This window comes from Cytobacillus oceanisediminis, from assembly GCF_007830235.1.
In the GTDB taxonomy this organism is placed as follows: domain Bacteria; phylum Bacillota; class Bacilli; order Bacillales; family Cytobacillaceae; genus Cytobacillus; species Cytobacillus oceanisediminis.
In genome coordinates, this window is sequence record NZ_VLKI01000042.1 from 1 (window position 1) to 12595 (window position 12595).

Here is a 12595-nt window from a genome sequence, read left to right on the forward strand (position 1 = left end):
CGTCAGGGAAAGAAAAACACCGGCAGGAACCAGGTGGATACCTACTATTTTGATATTGAAAAATGCAAGCGATGTCCATTTAGGGAGGGCTGTTATAAGGAAGGTGCGAAAAGCAAGACGTATTCAGTTTCCTTGAAGTCAACTGAACACTCAGATCAGGCGGAGTTTCAGGAAAGTGAGTACTTCAAGGAGAAATCCAGGGAACGGTATAAAATAGAGGCGAAGAATAGCGAGTTAAAACACAGACACGGGTATGATGTAGCCACATCCTCGGGTCTAATTGGCATGGAATTACAAGGCTCCATGGCCATATTTACGGTCAATCTAAAAAGAATACTTAAGCTGTTGGGGTAATATAAAGTAAAAAGAGAACTAAAAACAAGAAAAAAAGCCGGGCTTATTCCAAAAATACGGAATAAGCCCGCTTTTTTCATTCAGATCTTCCCAGGAAAACCAAAAAATCGGCAGATTTTCAGTGGCCTCTGATATGGGAGTTGTTTTTTATAGTAATAAGGAGCCTGCTTATACCAGAAGTTCACATTATCATTGATTGAATTCATGACCTTACCTCCTACAAAACAATTTATGTAGGCTGTTTTGAATAGGTAATAATCTTTTGAAACATTTAAAATGATTGATTGCTTTAATAAATAGAACATTTGCGATATTGATTCTTCTTAGTTTTTTAGGTCTCTTCATTGAATTTTTCGGGTTAAATAAAGGAATAACAGCATAAGAGCTCCTGTACGAATTTCCATATCAGCGATATTAAAAATAGCAGGCCACCATCGAAAAGAGATAAAATCGATGACATATCCAAAACGAATACGGTCAATAAGGTTCCCAATCGCACCACTAATCAATAAAGCGAATCCTAACTGCATAAAAAAAGACTTTGGTTTGAAATTCTTATATGCGAACACAATAACAAGGGTCAAAATAAACTGGATACCAATTAAAATAGGAGTGTACCCAGAAAAAAGACCAAAACTTACTCCCGCATTATGAATGAGTTTCCAAGAGAGCCATTCAGGAATAACAGGAGCCAATTGCCCTAACTTGAGATATGTTTCCATCCACCATTTTGTACCTAAATCCAACCATAATAAAAGGCCAATCATTCCTACTAGACGTATTAATTTCATATATTCTCCACCTTTTCAATATCTATAGCTGTCTATGATGATGTACTTTCTAAGTTTTTGCTCTGGTTAGATGGTTTACTTTACTTCAAATGTAGCGTAAACCTTCGAATCATACAACTTACAAAGTTTTGCTAATAGCCTAATAACAGCATAGCTGACACCATCCGCAATTAGATGTTATAATTTTAAACGTGGATATAACAACGATTCTGGCTGACTTTGTAAACGATACCAGCTAATATAAGCTTGTTGTTTATTCGAGAAACAGGGCGCGTTTCTGTAACTAAGAAGGAACGCTTTTCTAGTAGGAGTTTTTTCCTGTCAATACTGTAACTAAAAGAAAACAGGAATTTGTTTGGCTTGCCCATAACCTGTTAAAATTAAAATATACACTACAAATGAAACACATAATGGAAACCCGTAGCATTGCCGAAGGAGAAAGATGAAGGTGATTGGGGTGAAGAACGATGAAGAAGCTGTCAAGGTTGCGTAGACGAGTTCGAGAATGGTTAAGAAAGAGGAGAGAACGGAAAGAAGAGAAGTCACTCCCGAGTTTTGGAAACCGTTTGATTAATGATCATCAGGAACAATTGGAAAAGCAAAAAGAATTTTATCAAAATAAAAAACCAACCGAGGACTAAATACAGGGTGCGATGCTTCCATAACGGAGGATCGCTTTTTTTATATAAGTAAACCACTTAATAAAAGTTCCTTGTTGTTCCATTAAAGGGCGCTTAAAATGAATAAACATTAAGAAAAAAGACCGTAAATATACAATGTTTTATACACAAATTTGTATTTTTACGGTCTTTTGTTATGCAAAAATTATACAGGTATTTACCAAATACATTTAAGCTGCATGAAGTTTAATCGGTATTCTCTGGTCCACATTTAATTCAAATATCCCATATGGATTAACATGATGATAAAAAAGAGGAGTTAAACCTCGAAAATCTTCTGGTGTCATTTTATTTATCCAATATTGGTGGTTATCATATAGAACTTCTTGTACCATTAAGGTATTCATATAGACTAAACAATTTTGAAGCAGTTGAAGCGATAAAGCTGATACTTCTTGATCTTCTAATGAATTGGATCGCATTTCACTATTTTTCCCATAAAAAATATAGGTAGATACGGAATTCCATTGCTCCACGGTATTCAATCCTTCTTGTATTTCTCTCCGAGTTTCTTCAGAATGTAAATAGTCGCATAAAAAGATGGTTTTCATCGCTTTTCCTAGTTCACATAACGCTAAATAAGTTGGATGTTTACTATCTCTTATAAAGCGTTTTAAAATAGATTCTGCAGAAGCCGTTCCTAACCGTAGAGCAGTCGCAAACTTAACGATTTGCTCATATAGTTGTCGAATAAGATCCCAGTTAATGGGCCCGCTTAAAACCGGATGTAACTGAGGATATTCTTCATTCATGCCGGATTCAGGTCGATATAATTTTTGCGCTCCTATATTTTTAAAACTTGGCATCAGTTTAAAACCAAGAAGATGACAGAAGGCAAAAGCAACCACACTTTGGCCATGTGTATCGACATAGTTTCGATCGATTTCCATGTCCGTACAGTGACGAAGCACTCCCTCGATCATCGCAGTTACTTCGGAAGAAAGACAAGACTTAACCTGAGAATAAATACAGGCGGATTTTCGATCCGTATGCCAATAGACCATGATTCCGTATTTTTTATTGCGAGGATGCCATTCTGTCAGTAGGTTTTGATCCCAAGAGCCCATCTGTTTGGAATCGGAAGCACAAGCAGTGGTAGCTTCTCCCCATACTTCTTTCAATCGATGGTGAATAATATGATTGGTCACTTCCGCATTGGCTTTTCGCAAATGATCCTTATGTATAAATTTTTGACGAATATACCGAAGTTCCCGATAATTATCAGATAGATTTCCAGCAGATACTGCTTTTAAACCCGTATTTGTCCCTAAACCAAATAAGCTAAGAAGCAAACGGCGCTGGATGGTTTCTTGATCTAATATTTCTCGTCGTATTAAAGTGTTTAGTAAACCCTGTATGAAAATCTGTTTCTTTTAATAAATCTAACAGGTTAATGTCAGTCCAACGATTCTTGATCTCCTCTTTAATTCTTAGTACATGGGGAGGTTCCGGTTGCTTATCAAGAGGAGTAACTCGAATCCATCCTTTATTATTTTTTGTAGAAATCGCCACTTTTTCATTACTTTTATCCTCTAATCCTTGATGAAGCATAAAGAGTTTTTCTTTCATTAACTGTTTTATATCATCGATAAAAGGCTCTACATCAAGTGGTACTTTTAATGCTTCAAAGTATTCTTCCTTGTTCTCCTCAAAATCTTGCGGAAGATCTTCATCTGGGTTACGATATCGATCCGCACCCTCGATCCAAATTTCTTTGTAACGAGGTTGGGTGCGAAGTGATTGAATGACCGCAATTTCAAAATTGATCCGATTCACTCTTTCTATACCCTGACTATCTGTTTCGATAATGACGTCTTTCCATTTAGCTTGAATGACACCATCAATTGGAATGTCATCTTTAGCAGCAAAATAACGTTGCCCACTTTCTTTGTATTCTCGAATGAGTTGGATGGCTTCAATCACCGGTTGATGAGATTGATTGTTAGACCGAAAGGTAAGATTGATTAGGATTTCAGTAAAAGCCTGTCGATAATGTCCGCGATACGAAGTATGCATCCTAGTATAGATTTTTTGTTTATACTCTCGATTATTTTTCGTCATCTCTTGTATAATATCTCGGATTGTAGAAGCACTAACAATAGGAAACAACGTATCTTGAATCACGCCTTCTGGATGATCTACAGTGGCCTTCAATAAATTTACAATATGTTTATTTTTCCCTTTCACTCTTTCTAATTCTTCTACTGCTTCTTTTCGAGTTGTATTTTTAGCCTTATTCCTAATCTTAAGCGTAATTTCATCGAATAAATCTGCTAAAGAGTGAATAACTTCCCCATGTTGATGTGAAAATAAGATGGCTAGTAGGGTATAACGAATGGGGGCAGGATGAAGGTGCTTCATCCACTAGAATATGATGAAAAGGTTTGAATAAGAATAAGCAAACCAAACAAAATACTCTCCCTGTTTCCTCTTCGTGATGCCAGGTCTCACGAAAACTGACTTAGATCGTATGGCGCTTCATTTGATGGCTCGATTTCGCTTTAACCATAAACGAATAGGACACCACCTTAGCCAGTTCATTAATAGAAGAGCTGCATGATTAACAGAAAATAAAATTACAAAAAGAGATCTCTCAATTAGTACATTCGTGTAAAACAGAACAAGATATCAAAGTCATTAATGAGAAAATTAGTAAACGTAACAAACTTTGTCCTAGCCAAATGCAAAAAAATCAAATAACCCTGGATGAATAAAACTAGAAACCCCATAACTTTTTCACAATTATATGAAGGTATTCTCCCAAATTAACGAGACTATTCTACTAATTGCAGAGAAATTCAACTTTACTTTGCTTCATTTTATTATTCGTTAAATATGTAAGGCACCTAACATTTTTTTTAGAGGATTCCAAGTATACTCCTAAGTGTAAGTTAAAAAAAACATTTTAGAGGAGGAACTAATCATGGCATTAGTGAATTTCAATATCGAATCTACATCTCAAAAGGTAACAACTGAAGTGAAGGCAAGAACTCATACATTTTTTATAGACGAGCCAAAAAACTTAGGTGGAAATGATAAGGGTGCAAATCCATTAACTACACTATTAGGCTCTCTTGCAGGCTGTGAAAACGCCATTGCCAACATGGTGGCAAAGGAAATGAAGTTTAATTTAAATGGAATCGACTTCAAAATTGAAGGAGCTTTAGATCCAAAAGGCTTAATGGGAGATGCATCCGTAAAGCAATACTTCCAGACCCTTACGATTGAAGCACTTGTTGATACTGACGAGTCTGACGAAAGAATTCAAGAGCTTAAAGAAAAAACAGATTCAAGATGCCCAGTATTCAACATTTTAAAGGATACAAACTTTATTAGGATCCAATCTACTTGGAGAAGAAAATAATCTTACTGTTTGGCAAGGAACCCTTTATGAACTGAGAGGTTTTTTCTTAAAATGGCACAAAATACAAAAAAATAAATGACTCTCGACCATGCAATAGTTTAAAAACTAATTTGGAAGAAGATTAAGTTCAGATTTATGTACTAGTTTTGTATTAAAAGCCTTTTTGATTTCACAGAAGCCAGTTTCATATACCCAAATAACAGTGTACATGTCAGATTTATAAACAACCTTTGCTCCAATACTAATGATTATACCTCCTGGGAACATGGTCGAGAGCTATTAATAAATTAGCACATGTTGGAAAAGTATTAAAGTAATTTTACGCACATCCAAAAGTAGATGATACTTCTTCATATAGCGTGAAGGTTTTTAATCACTTTTTGAAAACTTATAAAGAATTAATTCCTGATAGCGAAGCAATTTGAACAGATTAATCTGTACAGTGATGTAGTGCCTATGGTAGATCAAACCGTTTTAAGTGCATGGGAAAACAACGAAAAGAACAAGAGCTAACTAGCCAAGAACAAAAAGTAACGGAGCGTATGTCCGAGATCTTGCAACAATTTAAAAGTGCAAATACGTATGCCATCGTTTTACCTTTGCATAATTTTAATATTCCATCAAAGTTAAAAGATTATATGGGTAATATTATGATCGTACGTAAAACTTTTATATATACTGAAAATGGGTCAGTGGGCCTGCTTAAAGACGGACGAAGAATGCTCGTCATTCAAGCAAGGATCAATCTATAAAAATGATGATTGGTATACAGAAGTTGAATTCTCTCATAAATACCTGAAGTCAATGTTCAAATTCCTTGGTATTGAAGATTATCAAATCATTCGGGCGCAAGGAACTGCTTTACTAGAACCAAATGAAGTATTACAAAAAGTATATAAAGAAGCTGAAGAAACTGCTTCAAGATTGGCTACTAAATAAAAAACACTTCAATAGAAAGGAAATGTCAAATTAATCATTAATTTGACATTTCCTCAATTTAACAAAAGGGGAGAGTTTGGTTTAACATGTCGAAAGTTCTATACATTACTGCTAATCCAAAAACAGTTGAAAGCTCCGTTGGTTATAGAGTAGGACAGGCTTTTCTTAAAGCTTATTACGAATCTCATGCAAATGATGAGATTAAGGAAATAAATTTATATGAAGAGGAATTTCCAATAGTTGATTGCGATATCCTTAATGGCTGGGAGAGAATGCGAAGAGGGGGAATTACATTTTCAGAGTTGAGTCAAGTAGAACAGCAAAAAATCAATGCTTTAAATAAATTTACAGATATGGTAGCGAGCGCTGACAAATACGTATTTGTATCTCCTATGTGGAACTGGGGAATTCCACCACGATTAAAAGCATTTATCGATTCCTTTGTAGTAGTAGGAAAAACATTTCATTACACCGAGAATGGTCCTGTTGGGCATTTGAAAGATAAAAAAGCTATTCATATTCAAGTAAGTGGCGGAATTTACTCGCAAGGACCTTTTGCGAAAATGGATCATAGTCATCCGTATTTAAAACAAGTGCTTAATATCATAGGTATACATAATGTAGAAGTATTATATGTGGAAGGACATGACTTTGACCGAGAGAAAGCAGATGATATTATTCACAAGGGTATATCAGATGCAGAAAAGTATGCGACGGCTTTTTAATAACTATGTTTGTTTGACTCACTCTTAGTTAGAAGTGAATTGTAAAATCAAAACAATTTTTCATTATGGGAGAGAAATTATATTGCCCATGTTAGAAAAACTGAAACTAATGATATTAATCAATTAACTGAACTAATGTATGAGTATATCGTTGACTTTTATCAAAGACCAGAACCACCAATGGAAAAAGTTCATCAACTTTCTTATACACTACTTAAACAAAAGGAAGGAACTCAATTCTCTTGGATGTATGGCACGCTTCCCTAAGATGATCTATTTCGAGTTTTGAAAGAATTTTTGGTATTCTTTTGCCCAGCTTCGGTTCCTTTAATTTTGCAGTTGGATTCTTAGAAATGAATCCTTCATCATATGTCCATTTGAATAATGCACGTACACAACAAATTCGATGCCCAAGACTAGACAGACTTAAATGTTCTCCCGCCTCAAATGGACATACAATCAGTCATCCGGAAGAAGAGAAAACGACATGGCCATAGTCCTTCAGTCATCTTCCCTAATCGGCTTAAGAGGATTTCAAGGCTGCTGGACCTAATCAAAAGATGGTAACGGATATTACTTATGTGTCTGTTGGAGAAGAATTTTATTATATATCCGTCATTCAGGATCTTTTCCATAATGAAATAGTAAGTTATGGCTGCCCTTGATGTTATAAACCTTTCGAGATCGTTTCTCTTGGATAGCCCCCATGAAGAGCTTGATCGTGTCTTACCTAAACAAATTTAAAATTATGCAAAGGTAAAACGATGACATACGTTTGGTTATGCAGGGAATCCTGGAAAACGAACTATGCGGCAGCAAAAACAGGCGAATCGGGTTAACCAAAACGTTAGCTAAGGAATTAGCAATCCGGGATATTACAGTCAATGCACTTGCTCATGGGTTTATTGAAAACTGACATTAATTTTTATTTATCAATAAAACAATCATGGAGAGAAGAAACTATGGAGTCGATTCCGCACAGGCGGGCTGGAACGCCGGAAGAAAATTTCGGAGGTTGTTTTGTTTTGACTCTTCGGATACATAACTGGGTAAACGATTCATGTCGATGTTGGAATGAATATCTGAGTAAAAATAAGGAGTGACATAATGAGAGAAACGGTAGAGAGAAATGGAAAAAGTATGACCCTGATTGATTTGAGTGATAAGTTAAAAAATAGTACGTCAGAATTCGAGCCAAGTCCTCATAAAATCAAATACTCCGCTCACAAACAAGCGGTAAGAACTACTAAGGAGTTTTTAGGGCTTGGGAAGGAGTATTGGCCAAAAGGAGAGGGGTGGGCGGTAGAAGATGTTAAGCTTTCGACCCACAGTGGAACACATATTGATGCACCTTACCATTATGGATCGACAATGAAAAGTGGGGAACCAGCACGAACAATTGATGAGGTACCACTTTCTTGGTGTTATGGAGATGGTGTTGTACTGAGTATGACTCATAAGCAGGCTGGCGAAGCCATTACGATTGATGATTTACAAGCTGAACTTGCCCGAATTGAATATAAGCTGAAACCTTTTGATATTGTATTGATTCGCACAGATGCTTCGAAGTATTTTGAAAATAAAGACTATGAATTCCAACATCCTGGTTTGATTCGTTCGTCGACTGAATGGTTAGTGAATCATGGAGTAAAAATGATAGGAATCGATGCTTGGGGGCTAGATAGACCCTTTAACGTATTAGCAAAAGAAGCATTGGAGGGGAAAACTCAGTTTTGGGAAGCTCACTTGCTTGGACGAGAAAAAGAATATTTGCAGATCGAAAAACTAACCAACTTGGATCAACTACCCAAACCATACGGGTTTAAGGTTTCAGCCTTTCCAGTCAACATCGAAAAGGCAAGTGCTGGTTGGGCTCGGGTTGTAGCTATACTGGAAGATTAAAATAAATTCACTGGGTTTTGTCCCAACCCCAACTTTCTTATTAGGCTTAGTGACAAGGTAGATGCTCACATCCGCAGGATCATCGCTTTATTAAAAAACGAATTATTGCGGGGATAGAGGCGATGCACATGATCAAAAAGGAAGGACTCTTCAAAGGGAGATGTTTGGCCAAAATCAAAAAGAATTCATCTTTCAACTGTTTGGACTAGTTGCTTAAGACCAGGGATCACTAGAAATCCTTTGCTTTTTTATATTTTATTCAAGTCTTTGCATCTGAACCCTTTTCATTAGGAATTACAAGAGGAGTAAAGAAGAAAATATATACCTATAAATATAGGGGCTTACCCAAAAGGTCGTTAAGTGAGACTCTTTTGAGGCATTTTTTATTTTCACTTTATTTTTGGTTTTTTTGTATTTTTAATAACTGGAACTGAGATACGTTTGCTGCCCATTAAGCACGGAAAGGCATGACGTTTGCATGTATACTTTCATTTTTTTGGAAATACTCCTGTAAATTTGAAGGACACTGTACAAATCCCCTTGTTTGAAGGGCCTAATTATGTTTTTTTCTGTGATTGGCCCTTCTTCTTTTGACTAAAATAATCATCCTAGGTTGAAATGTATTCTTATTCCTTTTAGGATTCTTTAAATAAAGTAACTTTTGCATCAAAGTTTGGACATAAGTATGTGTCGGATAGTAGAAATATTACGGGATTAGTCGATAAGGTATTTTCAGTCAGGTGTTGCATTGTTCATCTTCTGTTTAAAAATATTCGAAATGAGACGTCGAAAACTTGCTAACAACCGGATGGATTGAATTCTTGTTAATATCCTTTCAGCTATTCATGAATTTAATTTAATCAATTATGGAAATGTATAAAGTAATTAATAAAGTATAAATTTAATAGTGACAATCCTTATAAAATTGATACGAATACTTTTATATTTTTTTGAATGAGTTTATGTGTTCAATCATTGTATCTAACGCAATGATAATTGGTTCTGGATCTCGCCGTACTTGAGTTAGCAAAAGGCCTCCTTGAAGTGCCGCAAGTAGTGCAAGTGCTAGTTTATCAGGATCAGCATTTGAATTTAATTCACCGCGATTAAGCATGTAACGCAAACCTTTTCGTATACTATCTTCCCACTCAAAAAAACTAGACATAATTTCCTGGTGTGCTTCTGTATTTATTTCAACTAATTCACTTGCAAGTGACCCTAAAGGACATCCTCCTTCGCAATTCCGTTTTATTTGAATATCTACAATAAAATCCCTCCACGCATTTAGAGCTTCAAATGAGTCAAGATCACTAAGGTACCGTCTATGGTTTCCAATTACTTTTGAAGTTTGGTATGAAATAACCTCCAGGACCAATTCTTTTTTTTCTTTAAAATAATGATACATCTGTGACGAACTTATATTTGCTTTATGTTGAACGTCTTCAATTGTAGTTCTAGCTACGCCCTGTTCATACATCAATTCTGCGGCAGCTACGATAATTCGAGAGCGGGTTTCTTGCCCCTTTTTTGTAAGTTTTGGCTTCTGAGTTATATTTAATGGTTTATTCATATCAGTATTATAACTTAAAAACTATTGACATTGGTACTATATAAATAGGTTTGTTTTCCGTGAAATGGAAATTTTATTTTATGACCTAGTAAATGTATGATTGTCACATGTAATAAAATTAAATTCAAATAAATTGATATCACATAAAATATATTATATACTTTCACTACATTCGAAATTTGGAGTGAATATTCCAAAAAATGATATTTACTTGTAGAAAAATTCTATAATGAGTTTATTACTTGGTTTACACATATTAAATGGCCGAAAAAAAGATGTTACTCCAAGCGAGTGAAGAGACGGCATCTATAGTACATCCAGAAAAGATATTAGTAAATATAATGTTGATGATGGGATACCAACAATAAGAAAATGGAATATCAAACATTGTTATTCATGCTCCATTTAATGTGAATCCCGGTAATACGTATATACCAAAAATTCTTTTGTTCATAGAACTGATTTTTTATATTCAGAGATTGTAATGACGGAAGTATTAAGGTCAGATCAGCTAGTTCTACATCCAGGGTACCAAGTTGGTGTTAGTTTTAATTCAGGAATATCAATAATAATTGAAGGATTAAATGAGGTGTTTTCAGGAAAACATGAATTGCAAAATTCTAAAAAAACGGTGGCTGTGAAGGGTTAGTGCATTAATTGCAATTAATTGATATACCTAAACTTTTGGGAACCCTGTTATTTGGGCTAAGACGCTCCCTATAAACATGAAAATGCATTATTAAAAAGACAAATAAGTGGGTCAATAAATAGGACATTGTATTTTTAAAATCTAAAAATGGAATGCTCGTTCCGAAAAACAGGAAGAATTTTAATTCCAATATAGGCCGCCAGGCGATGAGCCGGGAGGGGTATTGAAAAACTAATTAAAAAGTCCGTTTCATTTGCTAGAGAATCATTACGGCTAGTCGCCCATGAACGTGAAGTTGATTATATAGTGAAGTAAAGAAGGATTGTTTAAGCTCCTCTTTAGAGGATCTTATCTATAATAATGTCATAATTTTAGGGAGGAAAAAGTGAGACCAAATAAATTATCTATGGCTGCTTTAATAAAAGAAAATAAAAAGGAGATATTAAACAATAACGAACTTATGAAAAAAATTGAAGAAAAAATTGATCAGAAACATCAATTGGAGATAAAGAAAAATGTTAAATAATATATGTTATGACTACAGGGTAAAAGTTGATGATGTCGGATATATCGTGATTAAGTAATGAATGGATTTGTAATTTATGTGATCATGAAATTCCTAATCAAAGTAACAATGTTTGGTAATGTTCTCAAACAATAGGCTTATGACTGCCTTATACATAGATAGATGTCCATTCATATGATGAAATTGTTATGAAGTTAATAAATAAAACATTGGTTTCTTCCTAATTTGGAGTTGTTTATCTAAAGCTAATTTGACTTCTAAGCTCTATTTAATGATTATCTGCCTGAAATCTACCCTATAAGAAAAAAGAGAGAAAGGAAAAGACCTTTATCATTGTTACTATACAGAGAAGGACCATCGGAAATTATCGTTTCTTCTAGATAGTCTACATTTTGGATTTCATATTTAAAGTGGAATGTAATAGCTAAAGTTGAAGCAATTAAAGAAATTCACACAGACACATAAAAAGCCGAACATATTGGTAGTAGGATTTTGATTGATGAAGAGATTACAGGGTTTAGAGAATTATAGGTTTCAATTGCTCATTCCGTTTTGCTCATCACAGATTTCTAATTTTCATTAATAAACAGGTAAAAAATGTAAATGTTTTTGAGTAGGTAAGACTAATGTTAGGAGGGAAATGATGATATTAACTAATATGAAGAATTTTTCATTTAAGGATTTACAAGGGAAGACTGTATCAATTAACGATTTTAAAGGAAAAAACACATTAATTTTTATGTGGGCCTCCTGGTGACGGTGCAGGGATCAACTGCCAGGTTGGCAGGATTTTTATAATAGATATAAGCATCAAAACTTTGAAATTCTATCTGTTTCCGTCGATATTCAAGGTGCAGAAGTTGTAAAACCATATGCAGCAGATAAGGCATTTACTACAGTAATCGATGCGGACAATTCATTAGCGAATTATTTTGGATTTAAAATTGTACCGAATGGAATTTTCGTCGATAAAAACAGTACAATTCGTTTAATTAAACAAGGGTTTCATGTTTCAAATCCAATGCATTTGGACGCAGTTGAAAAACTAATACACGGAACAGTAGAAAAAGTTATTTTAGATGATGAATACTATAA

Annotated in this window: 10 protein-coding genes and 3 pseudogenes; 10 read left to right on the forward strand and 3 right to left on the reverse strand. The window is 34.7% G+C overall.

Annotated features, from left to right (window positions below):
• On the forward strand, positions 1-354 hold a 354-nt coding region (locus IQ19_RS27430), incomplete at its 5' end, for a transposase (RefSeq protein ID WP_199749572.1).
• A gap of 341 nt (positions 355-695) precedes the next feature.
• On the opposite strand, the gene lspA is transcribed toward IQ19_RS27430, so the two are convergent.
• Positions 696-1145: a signal peptidase II gene (gene lspA / locus IQ19_RS27435; RefSeq protein ID WP_242021147.1), complete on the reverse strand. Its 450-nt coding sequence runs from the start codon at positions 1143-1145 to the stop codon at positions 696-698.
• 467 nt (positions 1146-1612) lie between these two features.
• Here lspA and IQ19_RS27925 point away from each other — a divergent pair, with 467 nt between their 5' ends.
• The gene (locus IQ19_RS27925) at positions 1613-1786 is read left to right on the forward strand and encodes a hypothetical protein (RefSeq protein WP_158638940.1); all 174 of its coding nucleotides are present in this window, start codon (positions 1613-1615) and stop codon (positions 1784-1786) included.
• Between the two features lie 209 nt (positions 1787-1995).
• Here the strand turns inward: IQ19_RS27925 and IQ19_RS29200 are convergent.
• Positions 1996-4174 (reverse strand): annotated as a pseudogene (locus tag IQ19_RS29200) (Tn3 family transposase); the annotation flags it as partial.
• 574 nt (positions 4175-4748) lie between these two features.
• Here IQ19_RS29200 and IQ19_RS27445 point away from each other — a divergent pair.
• The 6 genes and pseudogenes from IQ19_RS27445 to IQ19_RS28850 form a co-directional block, all read left to right on the forward strand.
• Positions 4749-5189, forward strand: a complete 441-nt coding sequence (locus tag IQ19_RS27445) for an OsmC family protein (RefSeq protein ID WP_144546958.1) — start codon at positions 4749-4751, stop codon at positions 5187-5189.
• A 359-nt stretch (positions 5190-5548) separates the two neighbouring features.
• Positions 5549-6128 (forward strand): annotated as a pseudogene (locus IQ19_RS27450) (FMN-dependent NADH-azoreductase).
• A gap of 86 nt (positions 6129-6214) precedes the next feature.
• Entirely contained in the window at positions 6215-6853 is a 639-nt protein-coding gene (locus IQ19_RS27455; RefSeq protein ID WP_144546961.1) for an FMN-dependent NADH-azoreductase, read from the forward strand.
• Positions 6854-7628: 775 nt separating this feature from the next.
• Positions 7629-7769 carry a hypothetical protein gene (locus IQ19_RS27930; protein WP_158638942.1) on the forward strand — a complete coding sequence of 47 codons (141 nt, stop codon included), beginning with the start codon at positions 7629-7631 and terminating at the stop codon, positions 7767-7769.
• Between the two features lie 191 nt (positions 7770-7960).
• Positions 7961-8755: a cyclase family protein gene (locus tag IQ19_RS27470; RefSeq protein WP_242021150.1), complete on the forward strand. Its 795-nt coding sequence runs from the start codon at positions 7961-7963 to the stop codon at positions 8753-8755.
• Between the two features lie 74 nt (positions 8756-8829).
• Positions 8830-8972: pseudogene (locus tag IQ19_RS28850) on the forward strand (IS6 family transposase); the annotation flags it as partial.
• A gap of 723 nt (positions 8973-9695) precedes the next feature.
• On the opposite strand, the gene IQ19_RS27475 reads toward IQ19_RS28850, so the two are convergent.
• A complete protein-coding gene (locus tag IQ19_RS27475) occupies positions 9696-10325 on the reverse strand; it encodes a TetR/AcrR family transcriptional regulator (protein ID WP_144546964.1) in 630 nt (209 codons plus the stop codon).
• Between the two features lie 1034 nt (positions 10326-11359).
• Here IQ19_RS27475 and IQ19_RS27480 point away from each other — a divergent pair.
• Complete coding sequence (locus tag IQ19_RS27480; RefSeq protein WP_242021151.1) at positions 11360-11500, forward strand: FbpB family small basic protein; 141 nt, start codon at positions 11360-11362, stop codon at positions 11498-11500.
• Positions 11501-12272: 772 nt separating this feature from the next.
• The coding region (locus tag IQ19_RS27490; RefSeq protein WP_422386974.1) for a peroxiredoxin family protein at positions 12273-12595 on the forward strand (323 nt) is incomplete at its 3' end.